The organism is Burkholderia gladioli, assembly GCF_000959725.1.
Taxonomy (GTDB): Bacteria; Pseudomonadota; Gammaproteobacteria; order Burkholderiales; family Burkholderiaceae; genus Burkholderia; species Burkholderia gladioli.
In genome coordinates, this window is record NZ_CP009322.1 from 2,788,015 (window position 1) to 2,806,280 (window position 18,266).

At 62.0% G+C, this 18,266-nt stretch carries 14 protein-coding genes; 12 read left to right on the forward strand and 2 right to left on the reverse strand.

Annotated features, from left to right (window positions below; all coding sequences use genetic code 11):
* Positions 1-158: 158 nt before the first annotated feature.
* Positions 159-722, reverse strand: coding sequence for a GlcG/HbpS family heme-binding protein (locus BM43_RS12220; protein WP_198399551.1), 564 nt, complete (start codon positions 720-722; stop codon positions 159-161).
* A gap of 408 nt (positions 723-1,130) precedes the next feature.
* Between BM43_RS12220 and BM43_RS12225 the strand changes: the two genes are divergently transcribed.
* The 8 genes from BM43_RS12225 to BM43_RS12260 all read left to right on the forward strand — a co-directional run bounded on the left by BM43_RS12225 (position 1,131) and on the right by BM43_RS12260 (position 9,900).
* The gene (locus tag BM43_RS12225; RefSeq protein ID WP_230676396.1) at positions 1,131-1,616 is read left to right on the forward strand and encodes a MaoC/PaaZ C-terminal domain-containing protein; all 486 of its coding nucleotides are present in this window, start codon (positions 1,131-1,133) and stop codon (positions 1,614-1,616) included.
* Between the two features lie 171 nt (positions 1,617-1,787).
* A complete protein-coding gene (locus BM43_RS12230) occupies positions 1,788-2,408 on the forward strand; it encodes a TetR/AcrR family transcriptional regulator (protein ID WP_036055410.1) in 621 nt (206 codons plus the stop codon).
* Positions 2,409-2,625: 217 nt separating this feature from the next.
* Positions 2,626-4,230, forward strand: a complete 1,605-nt coding sequence (locus BM43_RS12235) for an acyl CoA:acetate/3-ketoacid CoA transferase (protein ID WP_036055409.1) — start codon at positions 2,626-2,628, stop codon at positions 4,228-4,230.
* Positions 4,227-5,051: a shikimate dehydrogenase family protein gene (locus BM43_RS12240; RefSeq protein ID WP_036055408.1), complete on the forward strand. Its 825-nt coding sequence runs from the start codon at positions 4,227-4,229 to the stop codon at positions 5,049-5,051. The genes BM43_RS12235 and BM43_RS12240 overlap by 4 nt, the downstream gene beginning before the upstream one ends.
* Before the next feature lie 66 nt (positions 5,052-5,117).
* Entirely contained in the window at positions 5,118-6,311 is a 1,194-nt protein-coding gene (locus tag BM43_RS12245) for a dihydrodipicolinate synthase family protein (protein ID WP_036055407.1), read from the forward strand.
* A complete protein-coding gene (locus BM43_RS12250) occupies positions 6,304-7,155 on the forward strand; it encodes a sugar phosphate isomerase/epimerase family protein (RefSeq protein ID WP_036055406.1) in 852 nt (283 codons plus the stop codon). The genes BM43_RS12245 and BM43_RS12250 overlap by 8 nt, the downstream gene beginning before the upstream one ends.
* A 59-nt stretch (positions 7,156-7,214) precedes the next feature.
* The gene (locus BM43_RS12255; RefSeq protein ID WP_013691363.1) at positions 7,215-8,486 is read left to right on the forward strand and encodes an MFS transporter; all 1,272 of its coding nucleotides are present in this window, start codon (positions 7,215-7,217) and stop codon (positions 8,484-8,486) included.
* A gap of 223 nt (positions 8,487-8,709) precedes the next feature.
* Complete coding sequence (locus BM43_RS12260; protein ID WP_036055405.1) at positions 8,710-9,900, forward strand: porin; 1,191 nt, start codon at positions 8,710-8,712, stop codon at positions 9,898-9,900.
* A gap of 336 nt (positions 9,901-10,236) precedes the next feature.
* On the opposite strand, the gene BM43_RS41875 is transcribed toward BM43_RS12260, so the two are convergent.
* Positions 10,237-10,452, reverse strand: a complete 216-nt coding sequence (locus tag BM43_RS41875) for a LysR family transcriptional regulator (protein WP_080742305.1) — start codon at positions 10,450-10,452, stop codon at positions 10,237-10,239.
* Positions 10,453-10,671: 219 nt separating this feature from the next.
* On the opposite strand from BM43_RS41875, the gene BM43_RS12265 reads away from it, so the two are divergent.
* The 4 genes from BM43_RS12265 (at position 10,672) to BM43_RS38735 (ending at position 17,746) form a co-directional block, all read left to right on the forward strand.
* On the forward strand, positions 10,672-11,841 hold the full coding sequence (locus BM43_RS12265) for an MFS transporter (protein ID WP_052409309.1): 1,170 nt from the start codon (positions 10,672-10,674) through the stop codon (positions 11,839-11,841).
* A 238-nt stretch (positions 11,842-12,079) separates the two neighbouring features.
* A complete protein-coding gene (locus BM43_RS12270; protein ID WP_036055403.1) occupies positions 12,080-14,587 on the forward strand; it encodes a type VI secretion system Vgr family protein in 2,508 nt (835 codons plus the stop codon).
* 52 nt (positions 14,588-14,639) lie between these two features.
* The gene (locus BM43_RS12275; RefSeq protein ID WP_036055402.1) at positions 14,640-17,330 is read left to right on the forward strand and encodes a glucosaminidase domain-containing protein; all 2,691 of its coding nucleotides are present in this window, start codon (positions 14,640-14,642) and stop codon (positions 17,328-17,330) included.
* Positions 17,327-17,746, forward strand: coding sequence for a hypothetical protein (locus BM43_RS38735; protein ID WP_080742306.1), 420 nt, complete (start codon positions 17,327-17,329; stop codon positions 17,744-17,746). The genes BM43_RS12275 and BM43_RS38735 overlap by 4 nt, the downstream gene beginning before the upstream one ends.
* Positions 17,747-18,266: the final 520 nt, after the last annotated feature.

The window sequence follows — 18,266 nt, forward strand, 5'->3', positions numbered from 1 at the left end:
ATCGCGATAACGATGGGTATTTCCCAACGCAGAAGAATGAGCAATTCAGCTTCGAGGCATCGACATGAAAATGGGGGCGCACACCGCCTGGAGTTCGGCGGGTTCGCCCCCTGGTTCAACTCATGCGATCGATATTTCGCATTGAATGCCGATGATTTTCAAGGCATCAATTCACTTTCGATCCTCTTCACACCTGCCATCGCGCACTCCTCGTCCTTGTCGCCGCCGGGAGATCCCCCAACGCCAATCGCGGCGATGGTTTCATCCCGCAGCTTGATTGCCACACCACCCGGCAAGGCCGTGACATTCGGGGTCGATGCCAGCGATTGCGCGCCAATCGGCGGATACTTCGCGAGAACATCCCAAAACTGGCTGGTGCGATCGAAGTGGAAAATCGGCCCCATCGACACCGCCGTGTAGGCCTTGCGATAGGAAGAGTCCTTGGTGTGGATGACGGCATGATCGCCGCGCAGCACGACCTCAGGCGTTCCGGCCACGTCCACCACCGTCGCCGTGACGGCGTATCCTTTTGCCGTGCAGGCGCGGACTGCCTCGAGCGCGCCGTCGAGTGCGATATTCATCGGCAATGTATAACCACTAATCGACACCTGGGCAACGGCCGGTGATTCGACAAACAGAGTACCAACGGCCAGGAGCGCGACTGCGGCGACCGTATATTTATTTTCCGACATGTTTTCTCCAAGAATAATTACGCGTCCCATCGGATAATTCTCCGATGGGCTTCACGATATAAACCAGACGATTTATTGCACTCTCTCAGACAAGCAATTTTTATTATCAATCTGAATCACGGTCGATCGTCGGGCAGCGGCTACGCCTCGGATCAGTCTTGTCGTGGCCGATTATGCCGCGTGACCCGGTTCCAATGAATTCGTCAAATCCGAGATACATATCCTCGAAAAATGAGGAGATCGGGCCGGCCTCGCCTCCGTGCGGAGCGGGCCGGCGCCATCCGGAACACGCTAGCGATCCGGCGGGGCAAGGTGAGTCAGCGGCAATCAAGGCCCGACGCTACCGCGGGACCACCGGCATCAGCCTGCCGCAGCCCCAATATTTCCTTACTAGTAAATAAGGTATGATCGCATCTCACAACGAACAGGGTGAGAGTGATGGACATGACAAACCAGTCGGAAGACCAGAAACCAGCGCGCGTGCTGGTGCCCGGCGAATATGGCTTCAACGACCTGCAGATCGACGACACGTACCAGACCAGCGGCGTGACCGTCACCGAAGCGCATGTGGTGGGATTCGCCGGCCTGTCCGGCGACCTGTTCGACGTCCACATGGATGACGAATTCGCGCAGGCAGCGGGTTTCCCGGGCCGGATAGCGCACGGGCTGCTGGGCTTGTCCCTCGCCGACGGCCTGAAAACGCGCTGCCCCGTCCGGCTCAAGGGAATCGCGACGCTGAGCTGGAACTGGTCGTTCCGCGCCCCCTTGCTCATCGGCGACCGGATCCATGTCGAGGTGCGAATTCATGCGAAACGCAACACCAAACGCAGCGATCGCGGCATCGTGACACTCGCCATGAAAGTCGTGAACATGCGCAAGGAAGTCGTGCAGGAAGGCGAAACGCTCCTGCTCGTGCAGGTGTGATCGGTGCCGCGTCGCGCGCCTGGATGCGGTAGCATGCTGCGCGTGAACTCTGATCGGAAGGGGCGGCAGTCAAAGATGGTAAACAGCACGGAAAGCGAACTCGGCGGCGGAACGCAAACAGCAACGCGGAAAAAGCGGGCTGCCAGGGCGCCTGCCGCTGCACGCTCCGACATGCGCGAAAAGATCAAGCAGGTGGCGACGGAACTGCTGATCAGCCGCGGTTTCAACGGCACCAGCTACGGCGATATCGCCACCCGGCTCGGTGTGACGACCACCAATATCCACTACCACTTCGGCAACAAGCAGGCGCTGGTGGACGAGGTCGTGGCCGACTACGTGGCCGAGGCACGAGGGCGGCACCTGCGCATCTGGCTCGACCAGACCACCACCTTGCAGGAGAAGCTGCAAAAGGTGGTCGAGTACAACTTCGAGCGCTACCGGCAGTTCAACCCGACCGATCACGGCACTCAGTCCTGGAGCCTGATCGGCAGGTTGCGGCTCGAGAGCGACGTGCTGAGCGAGAGTGCGCGCGACATGCTCGCATCGTTCACCTCCTCGATTCATGAAGGGATCCGGCTCGCCGTGGACACGGCCTGGCACAACGGCGAACTGCGAGACGACACGCCGCGAGAGGATCTCGCCTTCCTGCTGATCAACATCGTGAACAGCTCGTCCGTGTTCACGCATGGCACCGGCGGCTTCGACAAATTGAAGCTGTTCTTCGATGCCTTCTCCCGCGTGATGTTGTCCGCCTACGCGCCGGACCCGAAAGCACGCCGTCGAAGCAAGTAATCCCGACGAGCATTCGACGCGCCTCCCGCGCGTCGGTGCTTACCGCTTCCCCGCCCTTCCCCGCCTCCCCGATATTCCTTCGCGTCGTCCGACGCGTGTCCACCTGCGTCCGCCTGTTTTCGCCTATCGAGCAGGGTAAACACCGCCCCTTCCGTAAATTGACTTACTAGTAAATAAGTCATAAGCTCGCTCCACTTACTTTTCTGGTGGAGCAGCGATGCAGGTATTGACAGCCGATCAGGCAACAGCCTTGATCCATGACGGCGATACGATCGTTATCGGCGGTTCGGGGTCGGGACATGCCATCCCGGAAGCGCTGATCGAGGCGGTGGAGCGGCGCTTCCTGGCCACGGCGGCACCGCGTTCGATCACGTCGCTGCACCCGGTTGGACTGGGAGATCGCTCGCATCGCGGCATTTCGCATTTTGCGCACCCTGGCCTGCTCAAGCGCGTGGTGTGCGGCACCGTGGTCGACGCGCCGGCGGTTGCCGACATGGCCAACCGCAATGAAATCGAAGCCTACACGCTGCCGCAAGGCGCGCTTTCGCAACTGATGCGGGAAATCGCTGCGGGGCGCCCGGGGCTGCTGACCCACGTCGGACTGCATACCTTCGTCGACCCGCGCATCAGCGGCGGCAAGCAGAGCACGCGCTGCACCGACGACCTGGTCGAGCTGGTGGAACTCAAGGGGCGCGAATGGCTGTTCTACAAGCCGTTCGATATCGACGTGGCCTTCCTGCGCGGCACCACCGCCGATCAGGACGGCAATATCTCGATGGAAGACGAGGCCGTGTTCGGCGAGATGCTGTCGATGGCGCAAGCCACGCGACGTTGCGGCGGGATCGTGATCGTGCAGGTCAAGCGTCTCGCGCAGCGCGGCACCCTGCCGGGCAAGACCGTCAAGATTCCGGGCATGCTGGTGGACGTGGTAGTGGTCGAGCCGGACCAGCACCAGACCTACCAGACGCGTCACGACCCGGCTTTCGCGGGCCAACTGCGCATTCCGCTCGGCTCGTTCCCGACCCTGCCCCTGGACGAGCGGAAGATCGTCGCGCGACGCTGCGCGATGGAACTGGAAGCGGATGCGATCTGCAACGTGGGCTCGGGCATCTGCACGGGCATCGGCATCGTGGCCGCCGAGGAGAACATCCTCGAGCACATCGTGCTGACCAACGAGCAGGGCCTGATCGGCGGCGCACCGGCCAACGGCCTGGACGCCGGCGCCTCCCGCAACTACTGGGCGATGATCGATCAGCCCTACCAATTCGATTTCTACGACGGCGGCGGCCTCGATCTCGCCTTCCTCTCGGCGGTCGAGGTGGATGCGCAAGGCAGCGTGAATATCAGCCGGTTCGCCAACCGGGTGATCGGCATCGGCGGCTTCGTCAATATCAGCCAGAATGCCCGCAAGATGGTGTTCGGCGGCACATTTACCGCGGGCGGCCTGCAGATCGCCACCGGCGACGGCCAACTCGCCATCGTGACCGAGGGCAAGCATCGCAAGTTCGTCGAGAAGCTCGAACAGGTTTCCTATAGTGGTCCATATGGACGCGAGCGCGGCCAGACCACGCTGTTCGTCACTGAGCGGGCGGTGTTCCGCTCCTCGTCGGACGGGCTGGAGCTGATCGAGATTGCACCGGGCATCGATCTGGAACGCGACATCCTGAGCCAGATGGGATTCCGCCCGCTGATTTCCCCGGCGCTGCGGACGATGGACGAGCGCATCTTCAGGGCGGAGCCGATGGGAATCGCGAAGAATCTGGCGGGCAAGACGCGGGCGCCGCATCCGAGGCTCGCGGCCAGCAACGGGGCCGCGGCATGACGACCGTCCAGGGCATCCCCGGCCCGCTGTCCGGCAGCACGCGGGTCTATGCCATTGTCGGCGATCCGATCGCCCAGGTTGCATCGCCGCGCTTATTCAACACCGCCTTTCGCGAGCGCAGCGCCGATGCCGTGCTGGTGCCCTTGCATGTGGCGCCCGACGCGCTGCGGGAAGTGATCGACAGCTTCCGTGCGATCCGGAATTTCGACGGGCTGGTGGTGACCGTGCCGCACAAGATCGCGGCCACCGAGTGGGTCGACGAGCTGGGCCCCCAGGCCCGGCTCACCGGCGCGCTCAACACGATCCGGAAAACCGAGGATGGCCGATTGATCGGCGAAAACTTCGACGGGGAAGGCTTCATCCGGGGTTTGGCCTCGCGAGGACAGACGCTGACGGGACGTCGCGTGCTGGTCATCGGCGCGGGCGGAGCAGGTTGCGCGGTCGCGCACGCCGTCGCCGCGGCGGGCGCCGATGCGATCGGCGTGTTCGATATCGACACGCGACGTTGCCGGGCCCTGGTGGACGGCATCAAGACCCACCGGCCTGGCCTCGACGTTTTCGAGGCCAAGCCGGATGCACAGGGCTTCGACGTGATCGTCAACTGCACGTCGATCGGCATGCGCCCCGACGATCCGTTGCCGCTCGACATCACGCACCTGGCCGGAGGCGCGCTGGTCGCCGACATCATCCTGAAGCCGGTGATGACACCGCTGCTGCTGGCGGCGAGCGAGCGAGGCTGCGCCATCCACCAGGGCCCCGCCATGCTGGAAGGCCAGATCGACGCCGTCCTTGATTTCTTTGCCGTTCGTGCACAAACCTGACAAGGGCCGACGACAAGACGGGCACTGTCAATTCCCTGCACGCCAGACATTCGTTGAGAGAGACCGATGAGCATTACCTTGAAGCTCCCAGCCGGCGACGGCACCCTGCAGCCGTATCGACTGCGCGAAGCCACCCCGTTCACGGCGCACCAGGTACGCCCGCAAACCGCGCGAATCGCCTATTCGGCCGCGCACGTGGTGGCCGATCCGTTCGTCAGTCACGATCCCTCGACGCAGAACGCGATCGACTGGGAAGCGACGATGGCCTACCGGGAATACCTGTGGTCGCTCGGCCTCGGCGTCGCCGAAGCGATGGACACCGCCCAGCGCGGCATGGGAATGGACTGGCCCAGCTCGCTGGAACTGATCAAGCGTTCGCTGGAAGTGGCCAGGCACACGCCGGGCGCGCTGATCGCATCCGGATGCGGCACCGACCAGCTCGCGCCGGAGGACGCGCGCAGCTTGGACGACGTGATTCGCGCGTACGAGGAACAGATGGAGGCGATCGAAGCGCTGGGCGGAACGTTGATCGTCATGGCGAGCCGCGCGCTGGCGCGGGTAGCGAAATCGCCATCGGACTACGAACGCGTCTACGATCGCATCCTGAGCCAGGCACGGCAGCCGGTCGTGCTGCACTGGCTGGGCGATATGTTCGACCCCGCGCTGACAGGTTACTGGGGCACCGCGGATCTGGACGATGCGATGGATACCGCCCTCGGCATCATCGCCGCCCATGCCGGCAAGGTCGACGGGATCAAGATCTCGCTGCTCGACAAGCAGAAGGAAATCGCCATGCGCCGCCGTCTGCCGGAAGGCGTTCGGATGTACACGGGGGACGATTTCAACTATCCCGAGCTGATCGCCGGAGACGGGATCGGCGCATCGGAGAACCATCGGCAAAGCCACGCGCTGCTTGGCATCTTCGACGCCATTGCGCCGGCCGCGGCCGTCGCGCTCGGAGAATTGGCCGCGGGGCATATCGAGCGCTATCACGAGATCCTGCAACCGACGGTTCCGCTGGCACGGCACATCTTCGGCGCGCCCACGCGCTTCTACAAGACGGGCGTGGTCTTCATGGCCTGGCTCAATGGCCATCAGCCGCACTTCACCATGGTGGGGGGCCAGCAAAGCGCTCGCTCGCTGCAGCATTTCGTGGAGCTGTTCCGGCTGGCGGACGCGGCAGGCCTGCTCGAGCGTCCCGAGCTCGCCGCCACGCGCATGAAAACCTTGCTGGCGATGAACGGAGTGTGGGATGCGTGATCTGTCCCAGGATCACCGCTGGCTGTCCATCAATACGGCCACGGTCCGGCAATGGCCGCTCGATCGAATCATCGAGGAATGCGGCCGGCGCCAGATCCGCGCGATCTCGCCCTGGCGCGATCAGGTCGCGGCGGTGGGAAGCGCAAGCGTGGCCCGGCTTCTGCGGGACACCGGCATCGTGTTGTCCGGCTACTGCCGTGGCGGCATGTTCCCGGCATCGACGGCGCTCGGGCGGCAGCAGGCGATCGACGACAACCGCCGCGCCATCGACGAGGCGCGCGAGTTGAATGCGCCGTGCCTGGTGCTGGTGGTCGGCGGTTTGCCGGCCGGGTCGGCAAGCAAGGATATCGGCGCCGCGCGCGAACAGGTTCGCGACGGCATCGAGCAGGTTCTCGACTACGCGCGCAGCGTTCACATGCCGCTGGCGATCGAGCCGCTGCATCCGATGTACGCGGCCGATCGCGCGTGCGTGAATACGCTGGAGCAGGCCCTGGATCTCTGCGACGAACTGGATCCGGAAAAAACCGGCGCGCTGGGTGTCGCGGTGGATGTCTATCACGTGTGGTGGGATCCGAAGCTGAAGGCGCAGATCGATCGCGCGGGTCGCGCTCGCCTGCTGGCCTTTCACGTCTGCGACTGGCTGGTGCCCACGCGCGACCTGCTCAACGATCGGGGCATGATGGGCGATGGCGTGATCGACATCCCGACGATCCGAACCTGGGTTGAAGCAACGGGATACGAAGGTTTCAACGAGGTCGAAATCTTCTCGAGTGAAAACTGGGGTAAGCGCGACGGCGGCGACGTTCTCGACATCTGCATCGAACGTCACGCCAGCGCAATATGAGCAGTCAAACAGGCAGTGCCGAGGCCAGATAGAGCCAAGGGATATAACGGAGGAGAAACATGATTGAATCGGCAAAAGCACAAGCCGGGGCGGATCCCGGGCGGCGGTGGTATCGCGAGATCAGCCTCGGCCAATGGGGCGTATTGATCGGCGTGTGGTGCGTCTGGGCGCTGGACGCCTTCGATTTCCTGCTGGTCACCTTCGTGCTGACGGACATCGCCAAGGCATTCAGCGTGGCGCCCAGCACGGCTTCGCTGTTGATCCTGGCCACCTTCGGCGTGCGATGGCTGGGGGGGTTGATGTTCGGCAGCCTGAGCGATCGCATCGGTCGCAAGATTCCGCTGCTGATCGCGCTGGCATGGTTCACGGTAGGTGGCGCGCTGACCGGCATCGCGTGGAGCTTCGCATCGATACTCGTGTTCCGCCTGTTGCTCGGCTTCGGGATGGCGCCGATCTTCGCGCTGGGTTCCACCATCATCGCGGAAACCTGGCCGGAAAAGCATCGCGCGATCGGCATCGGCATGCTCGACGCCGGCTGGGGTATCGGCGCGATCCTGGCTGCGATCGTCTATGGCCTGGTCTATCCGCATTTCGGATGGCGCGTGCTGTTCTTCGTCGGCATCGTTCCCAGCGCCATCCTGGGCTGGCTGCTGTATCGCTATCTGCCCGAATCCCCGATGTGGCAACGCAGCCAGCAGCAGGCCAAGGCGGGCGGCCGCTGGCCCGCGTTCCGCCTGTTCGCGGAGCATCCCTGGCTGGTGCTGGTACTCGCCCTGATGCTGATCTTCCTGCAGTTCGCCGCCTGGCCGCTGCAAGGGCTGCTGCCCACCTTCCTGAAGGGGCTCAACTTCAGTGCCGCGACGATCAGTTGGCTGACCAGCGCCTCGGCGGTGGGGCAGATCTTCGGGTTTTCCGCGTCGGGTTTCGTCGTGGAATATCTCGGGCGCAAGAAAGGCCTGGCCTTGCTGTTGATTCTGGGCAGCGCGAGCGTCTATGCCTTGGTCAGTTCGGTGAACGTCATGCCGCTGGCCGTTGTCTTCGCGTTTTTCTCGGGCTTCTTTATTGTCGGCGCGGGCGGCTGCTACGCAACGATCATCGCGGAAAACCTGCCCGGCAACGTGCGCGGTTCCGGCGTCGGCTTCATCTACAACATCGGCGTGTTCGGCGGCGGTATCGCGCCCTACGTCGTGCTGTCGTCGATCCGCACTCTCCATCTCGACATGGCGGTCGGCATATGGGTCTTCACCTTGATCGGTGTCCTGCTGGGGCTCGCGATCATCTTCGGTTTCGTGAAAGAGACAAAAGGCGTGTCGCTATTGCATGTCGACTGACCATTCGGCTTCGATTCGCAAATCTGTAGTCGAACCCGGATTTAAATAAGCAATCCCAAACGGCCTGATATGGCCGCCCGCTTGACGTGCGCGAATTGCCCGGCCGGTTTCCAGACCGGGCAAGCGTCGACGCACGCCCGTGCGAGCGGTATTCAGGCCGTGGCTCGAATCGTTGAGAACGCACGGGGCGGCCTCACGACAATGAAAATACATGGAGGTGACAATGAAACGAACTTATGTCGCGTTATGCGGCACAACCCTGTTGTGCGCATCGCATGCCTATGCCCAGAGCTCCGTGGCGCTCTACGGCATTATCGACGAGGGCGTGCAATTCATCAGCAACAACAAGAACGTGGTGAATGGCCACAATGTCGGCGGGCGGCAGTTCAATCTCGACTCGACCAACGGCATCAACGGCAGCCGATGGGGGCTGAGGGGCAGCGAGGATCTCGGCGGCGGGCTGGCGGCGATCTTCACGCTCGAATCCGGCGTGAACCTGAACAATGGCCAGCTCGGGCAAGGCGGCGCCGAGTTCGGCCGACAGGCATTCGTGGGCCTGTCCAGCAGCCGCTTCGGTGCCGTGACACTCGGCCGGCAATATGACTCGGTCTTCTACTTCGTGCAGCCCGTCTCGACGATGGGCTACTACGGCAGCGCGCTGTTCTCGCATCCCGGCGACCTCGACAACCTGAACAATTCGCTGCGGCTCAACAACACGATCCGTTACACCAGCCCGAAGTATCGCGGATTCAGCTTCGGTGGCGAATGGAGCCTCGGCGGCCAGCCCGGCAACATCACCGGCGGCAGCGGATACAACGCCGGCCTCACCTACGCCAATGGACCGATCACGATCGCCGCCGCCTACGAGTACTTCAAGAACCCGACCGGAACGGCAGGCAGTACCGGCTTCTTCACGGGCAACCCCAATGGCGCGACACAGCTCAGCGGCGTGCTCAATAGCGGTTATGCGAGCGCGTCCTCGTATCAGGTGGTCACCGGCGGGGCCACCTATCAGATCGGCAACATGCTGATCGGCGCCGCGTATTCGAACGTCGCGTATGGCAACATCACCGCGCTCGGCGGCAATACCGCGAAATTCAATACCGGCGAGATCGGCATCAAATACAAGTTCTCGCCCACGTTTTATGCGGGTATCGGCTACGAGTACACCAAGGGCAGCGCCGTCGGCAACGGTGCCGGCGGCTCGGTGGGGAACCAGCACTTCAACCAATTGGGCTTGATCGCCGACTACTTCGTCTCCAAGCGAACGGATTTCTACGCCGGGGCGACCTTGCAGAAAGCGTCCGGCATCTCGTCGACGGGCGCCGCCGCGGTGGCGAACATCGGCAACCTGGGGGATTCCTCCAATACGCGCCAGGCTTATGTGCGTTTCGCAATCCGTACGCGCTTTTAATCGGATTCGGGCGGTTTGCTTGATGGCTCCCGGCGACGACCGGCTGCGACCGGCAACGGCGTGCCGGGAAGATGGGCCTGTATGCCAGGCATGACCTCGCGTCATCCGCATCCTGACGCCACCGCGCTTTTTTCCTCGCGCGTCGCTTCCTAAACTGTCCTTGCATCGCGTCGGTTCGCCTCCCGGCAAACCGACGCGATGCCGCCCGCGCGCCGCCATCGGCGCGCAGCGACGAATCGAGCCCGCCCTGCCCCGCCTCCCTCCGGAGCGGGCCAGCGCCGGGCCGCATCTCGCCACGACAGGAGGATTCCCGCATGAACCGACGCCGCACGCTCCTCAAGACCGCCGCCGCGCTGCCCCTGGCCGCCACGCTGCTCGATGCGAACCGTGCATCCGCGCAAACGGCCGCAGCGCTTCGCCAATCGCGAAACTTGTTCGGCTGATCGCCGACGAAGTCACGCCGAGCGCTTCCGACGCGCGCACGAAGCTGCCGGTCTCGACGATCGCCGCCAGCACGCCGGCGCCGTTCAGCAGCCGCGCATCGAATGCCATCGAAATCTCCTTGCCTGAGTGGAAGACTGGCACGGGCCGTCGATCATCCCGGCACGGCCGATCCGGCGCTTGACTGCGCATTCTGATGTCAAGGCTACGCCATCGAGCCTGACTTTTTGTCATCACGGCGATGACGCGCGAGACCTGCCATGATCCGCGGACGACGCCTACACTGCGCCGCCCGCGTGCTCACGCGCGGCGTTCATGGAGACGACATCGATGCAGCAGCAACAGCCGGTTGTCCGGCAACTGATTCCCTTCTCGGTCGTGGCCTTCCTCGGCTTTCTCGCGGTCGGGCTGCCGTTGCCGACCTTCTCGCTCTATGTGCCCGGCACGCTGCATTTCGGTACCGTCGCGGTGGGCGTGATCGTTGGCTTGCAGTCGGCGGCCACGCTGCTGACACGCCAGTTCGCCGGCCGGCTGGCCGATGCGAAAGGCAGCAAGACTACCGCGTTGCTCGGGTTGGCGGGCGCGTCGGTGGCTGGGTGGATTTACTGTGCTTCAGCGCTTGCGGGGGCGACGCATGCGTTGATCGCGATTGCATTGCTGTGCCTCGCGCGCTTGGTGCTGGGGCTGGCCGAGAGTTTCTTCATCACGGCGCTGGCGGCGTGGAGCATCGCTCGCGTTGGCACGCGCTACGCGGGGCAGGCGATGGCCTGGTCCGGCATCGCGATGTATGCCGCGCTGGCGGCCGGCGCGCCGATCGGGCTGGCGATTCATCATGCCGGCGGTTTCGGGATGGTGGGGCTGGCCGCAGCGCTGACGCCGCTGGCGGGGCTCGCGATCGCCGCCGGTTGGCATCCCGATCCGGTGGCGGCTGCCGCGCGGCGTGCTTCGTTCCTGGCGATGCTGAGGTTGATCTGGGCGCCGGGGCTAGGGATGGCGCTCGCCTCCGCCGGCGCGGCGACCATTGGAGGTTTTCTGGCGCTGCGTTATGGCGTTGAGTCATGGCCGCATGCGGGGCTGGGGCTGACTGCTTTCGGTTGCGCTTATATCGTCGTGCGGCTGCTGTTCGGTGGTTTGCCGGATCGCTTTGGCGGGTATCGCACGGGGTTCGTGTCGTTGCTGGTCGAGGCTGTCGGCCTGCTTACCATCGCGTGGGCGAACGGGCCGTCGATCGCCTTCGTCGGCGCCTGTTTGATGGGGCTCGGTTATTCGCTGGTGTTTCCGTCGTTCGGGGTCGAGGCGATGCGGCGCGTGTCTGGCGACAATCGCGGGCTCGCGATCGGGGCTTACCTGGCGTGCTTCGATCTGGGGCTGGCCGTTGGTGGACCGGGCGCGGGGGTCGTGGCGCAGGGGTTTGGCGTGCCGGGGGCGTTTGTCGCGGCGGCGCTGGCGGCGCTGGTATCGCTGGGGGTGCTGTGCGTGGATTGGTCGCGTCGGGGATGATGCGGAAGATCAGTCGCTCACGCTGCGGCTAATCCTAGAATGAAAAATCCGGCACGAAAAAGCACTAGGCATCGTGCGTGGGTCGATTCAAACCGTGTGGTTGCGCTTTGAGAGGAGCTACGCCACCGGCATTGCGCCATGAGCCGCTGTCTCGGCGGCTTAGGCCAATGCCAATAATATTGCGACCGGTTTTGCCCGAGATTGCTCATCTCCGGTCCAACAGATTCGGAGTTTCCTCATGGCTATCAAGGCCTTGGAACAGTTGCTCGGAGCCCGTTACACCCAGTACGAACGGCTCGTCAAACTCGACACGCCAATCGGCAAGGACGCGCTCGTTCCACTGTACGTAAAGTTTAAGGCGCGGCTCGGACGAAATTTCGAGGTGGTTGTCGACGCCTTGTCGACGAGCGGGAACTCGATTCAATTCAAGACGCTGCTGATGCAGCCGGTCACGCTCTGGATTCAGCAAACCGACGGAAACTATCTGCCCATCCACGGCTACGTGCAGCGCGCTCGCCGTCTTGGTAGCGATGGCTCGGTTTCCTATTTCCAGGTCCACTTCTCATCCTGGCTGAGTTTCCTCAAGCTGAGCAGCGATCGACGCGACTGGCAAGAAGCAAACGGCTCACAGATTCTGAGCGACGTGTTCGACAAGCATCCCCAGGCGAACGGGCAGTACAAGCTCGAGCTGCGCGCCGCGATGCGCTCGTATTCGCACCGCGTGCAGTGGGAAACCGACTGGAAATTCGTCCATCGCTGCATGGAGGAGGTCGGCGTGTTCCCGCGATTCGATTTCGCGCAGGATGGGAAATCGCACCAAGTCGTCATCATGGATGATCTGTATTGCGGCCCGTCGCTTCCCGGCGGTGACATGAAATTCAGCCACTCGAGCATGAACGAGGAGTTCGACGGCCTGACTCAGCTCGGGGAGCAGCAGGACGTACAGAGCGAGTCCCTCACGCTCGGCGCGGCCGACTACAAACGTCCTAATGCCGATCAACGGATCAGCACGCCGGCGGCCGATCTGGACGAGTTGCCCGGGCAGGGAGAGGACTACCTCTACACGGGCTCGCAGGCATGGTCGAATAGTGGCATGGGCGAGCAACAGGCGCGCATCCGCACGGAAGAATGGGCGTCCCGCGCGAAACGCTATTTCGCCGTCGGCAGCCCGCGCTATGCCCTGCCCGGCTACTGGTTCAAGCTGACCGGCCATCCCATTCTGGACAAGCTGCCGCCGAAAGATCGCGAGTTGTCCATCATCGCCAGTGACTGGCTGATTCAGAACAATATCCCCGGCATCGACGCGTTGACGCGGTTTCCTCGCAGCCTGCGCAACGAGGTCGAACAGGCGCGCGCGGCCGGCGCTGGCGCCGCCGTCAGGCACGGCGACGGCGGTGTTGGCTTTATCCAGGTTGAAATCGAGGCACAGCGCCGCCGCACGCCTTTCCGCAGCCCTTTCGAGCACCAGAAGCCGGAGATGCATCTCCAGACAGCCATCGTCGTGACAGACAGCGATGATGAGATCCTGACGGACGAAGGCAATCGGGTCCGCGTTCGGACGACGAACAGTCGAAACCACCCGAAGCTGAAATCGACGAATTGGATTCGCGCTGCCATGCCGGACGCGGGTGCGAAGCGCGGCGGCTACTTCCCGCTGCGCAAGGACGATCAGGTGCTGCTGGGATTCGTGAACGGCGACTGCGACCGGCCGGTCATCATCTCGCGATTACACGGTGGATCGACGATGCCGGTGTGGAACACGCATGGCCTGCTGTCGGGCTTCCGATCCCGGGAGTATGGCGGCGACGGCTTTAACCAGCTCGTCATGGACGATGCCACGGGTCAAAACCGCGTTCACCTCTACACCACGAGCTATCACTCCCATCTTCACCTCGGTCATCTTGTCGACCATTCGGACAACACCCGTGGCGCGTTCCTCGGTAACGGCTTCGATTTGAAGTCCAACGCGTACGGCGCCGTGCGTGCCGAACAGGGGCTCTATGTATCGACGCAACCGGCAAGCGACCAACCGCTGAATGTGACTGCCGCAACAGAATCGCTGGCACGTGTGGAAGCCGTGTTCGAAACCGCCTCAAGCGCAAGCGAGACGAATCGCGCCGAGAGCCTGCAAGCCGGGCAGAAAGCGCTGAAGTCCTTCACGGACGGGACGCAGAAGACGATCGCTGGCACGGCGGGTGGCGGCCGAACGGCCGGCGGCGGCACCGGGAACGCCAACGGCTTTTCGAGGCCGGTCATGCTGCTGTCGAGCCCCGAGGGCATTGCGACGTCCACGCAGCAGTCAGTGCATCTCACCGCGACGCAACAGGTCAATACGGCGGCCGGCGAGAATATCAATCTGGCGGCGGGAAAATCCCTGCTCGCCAGCGTGCTCGATAAGGTCAGCGTGTTCGCCCAGAATCTCGGTATCAAGATCTTTGCGGCGAAGGGACCAGTAGATATCCAGGCGCAGGGCGGCCCGCTGTCGGTCGTTGGCCTGGAAGATGTGAAGATCGAGAGCGCAAACGGTCGGCTGGTGCTGACCGCTGCGAACGAGGTATGGATTGGTGCCGGCGGCTCGTACATCAGCATCAAGGGCGGTGTCATCGAGAATGTGACGACGGGCCAGATCCTGGAAAAGTGCACCACGTGGAACAAGCTTGGCGCGGCGAGCGGGACGATCCGCGACAAGCTGCAGGCCACGCCGATCGCCAGCGAGGGCGGACGCGGCACGCCGTTCTCGGGCTGAACGTATTGCACCGCCCCTCACGATAAGAAATGAACGAGAGATTCCGATCGCCATGAGCCAGCGCCATTCATCCGGGAACCCTACCCCGCCCGCCAAACCGTCGAACCCACCTTCCACATCGAGCGCACCCGCGCCCGAACCGTACAAGCCGCTCGCCTGGGCCTTTCCCTTCGCCTCTGTCGACAAGAGCGGCGGGAGCGCCCCGATGACCTATATGAAGGCGTTGGCCGCTGCCGAGGACGGCTTCTATCCGCTGGGCGCGAATGGCATGTGGCACGGCGGCGTCCATTTCGACCAAAACACCGCCAAACACCTCAAACAGGACGCGGGAATTCGCGTGATCGCCGACGGCGAGGTGGTGGCGTACCGGCTGGACAGCAAATATCCGGAGCAGGACTACCCGGATGGCCGCCATGCCCTGTACGCCACGGGCTTCGTGTTGGTGCGGCATAAGCTGCAATTACCTCCGCCGCCCCCGCCTAAGCCCGATGCAAGCCAACAGGCCGCTGGCCAGCCGGCATCCAGTCAGCCCCGGCCAGGCGAAACGCTGACCTTCTTCAGCCTCTACATGCACCTGATGGACTGGAACACCTACCAGTCCGCAGCAGCACAGGCCAAAGTTGCGCAAGTCGACGCTGCAAAGTTGAATATGGCGCCCATGCCGTATTGGGAGGGAGAGCGGTTCTATCGAGTGGGCGACAAGGCGAACGACTCGCAAGACGTTGCCAAGCCGAAAACCCCCGCCTCGCCGCCGCGCGACTTGATCGGCGAATTCATCCAGAGCGATTTCAAGACAGTCCCTGAACCCGATGCCCCCGACGACGACACGGCGAGCCTGCCGCCACCGGTCAAAGGCATCCGGATTCGCGAATTTCCAAACGGCAAGATCATCGGGATGATGCCGAAAGGATCCGAATTGACGGTATCGGACACCGACGAGATCGCCAAGGCGAAGCCCGGCTGGGCGAAGATCAAGACCATCAAGTCGGGCACGCCGGCGGCTGCCGTGGTGGGTCGCACCCCTTCTCCACATGCGCCATATGGCTACGTCTATGCCAAGGAGTTGGACGCGGTCGTGAACCCGCAGCCGCTGGATTCGGTCGTCGTGTTGAAGCAGCCATATCCCGTCAAGGCAGGCGAGGTCATCGGCCAACTGGGCCACTACCTGCGCTACACCGAGGCCAAGCTGCTGCCGGCGAAACCAACCCGGCCTCTTCTTCACCTGGAGGTGTTCGCCGGGCCCGAACTCGCGACGTTCATTCAGAAAAGTCGAGCTCGTGCGAAGGAATTGCCGGCCGCGAAGACGTTCCTGGAGATCTCGCCCGGGGCACACCTGGTCGACGAGCTGGCCGAGCCCGATCAGAAGCTGCAGCCGGGCGTGAAGCTCGTCCCCCTCGACGCCAATGCCAAAGGCAAATGGGTCAAGGTGCAACCGAAGACGGCCGCGCCGGTTCATGGCGGCCGTCACGCGAAACCCACGTACACGGATTCGGGTACGCCGGTATGGGTTGAAGGATCGCTCGCCAATACAACAACGTCGGAGATCGTTCCAGGCTGGAAGGATTTCCCACTGAACCTCTCCAATGCGAAAGGCCCCGGTGCCGACTTTCGCGACGTGTTCCGACGCATCGACCTGGATAAGGCTGGCACGAACAGCACGGTGAAGGACGACAAGGGCCGCGCGTGGTTCCTCGTGACGATCGGTGCCAAGGACGGCAGCGCACGGCAGGGATGGGTCTGTGAGCAAGATCATCCGCTCGTGCGGATGTGCGGACCGTGGGACTGGCCGGGCTTCGAATTGATCGACAACAGCAGCATCATGCCGGTCGATATGCTCAAGCGTTACATCCATGTCACCGAGTTGTACCTGGCCGATGAAAGCAAGACCGAGTTCGAGGCGAGCGCGGCGACGGTCAATGCCGGCCCGCTGATCACGAACCTCGAGAAAGCGATCGACACGGACCACGATGGGAAGGTCACCGCGCTCGAGCTGAAGCACGCGTTGGAGACGCCGTGGATGGCTGAGGCGCTATCGCATCTGGTGGTACGGTGCGAAAGCGAATGGGGCGGTGGCCTGGGCAAATGGGAGGCGCTGTCGCCATTGATGAAGAAGTTGCTGTGGCTGTGGAAGACGGAGATTGAACGGATTGGGAAGTTGCAGTGGTGGGAGCAGGTGTCTGGTGTGGAGGGGTTTCCGAAGGAACCGAGCCCTTGGCATTTTCATCCGATAGGCCTTGTCGGGAATTTCAAGTCGGTGAGGCCTGCGGTAATCGGAACGAGGTCGTTTCCTGCAGAGGTCAACGAGGCAGCACAAGCAGCGCAAGCGAAGTGGCGTATTCCCGCCTCTATATCCCTTGCACAGTGGGCGTTGGAAAGCGGTTTCGGGCACCATTTACCATCAGGCAGCAATAATCCATTCGGCATTAAAGCGAACAAGCAGGATCTAGCGAGCGGAAACTACGTCAACGCCATGACATCCGAATTCGTTAACGGAAAGGAGGTTCGCCTTCCCCAGCCGTTCAGGAAATTTCCGAATTTGATCGAGGCATTTGATTTTCACGGACAACTACTAGCAACCGGCCGGGCATATGCCGAGGCACGCGCCCAAATACCAGACGCTCACAAGTTTGCAAAGGCCCTTGACCACCATTATGCAACCGACCCGAACTATAGCAAAAAATTGATCAATAATTACATCGATCCATACAATCTCACGCAATACGATCTAGAGGAAAAAACATGATCACACAATCCAATTTTTTTAGACAAACAACGTCAATAAGTCTGTTAATTTTTATGACAGCTTACGCTGAAATATGCCTAGCATCCGCCTCAGTTAATTGTGAAACATTGAACTATACCGCCTCAAAGAACGGAGACTATATCGCCGGCGAAGAGGCTGGCAGAACCGTTATTGGCCGCGGACGCCTCCAATTTTATTCAGCACCAGATTATTCTTGCGAAGTGAAAGGAATTTTTATACTACCGAACGAATCTGTCGAAGCTTATACCAGCTATCGCGGATTTACATCAGTCGCATATTTAAATTCAAGACAATCGAAGCCGGTCTTGGGTTGGGTGCAAAGTAGCCGCCTTGCTCCTAATGGGCTAGGCATCGCGCCGGTTCAGAAAACACCTACTGAATCTAAAGAGCAATGAATTTAGTTCGCGCGGGCGACAACACCGACCACTGCAGATCGACCGCAATGGTGATTACAGTGCTTGAGGAAATCGACAGGAGCCGTTAGAAAAATGAAGTGTAAAAATTCATTATTTGTCATCGCTCCGGGCATGCTGCTTGAGCTTACGTCGCCCATCGCTACCGCTTGGGCCGAAACGCCACCGACGATGACATTTAGCAAAGTGGAAATTGCTTACCCCAGCGACGAATGCTCGTTCAAATATTCCCCCGTTGATTTTTTGCGACAACCGGCACATCAAAGAATACAATTCAGCGCTCAAAAATAAACCGGCTAATTTTAATTCCGACTACATCCTTCTTCCAATTAAAGAATGGGACGACGAGAGGTCATTGGTCGCGATCGATAAAAGAAGCGGGGTCGTCTATCCGGTACCGATAGATTCCTACTTCGACACTCCTAAGAGACGGTTTCAAAAAGGGCCCGAGGGGCTGTTAACTTTCGCGGCGAGCTGTTAACCTCAGGCATCGGAACAACCG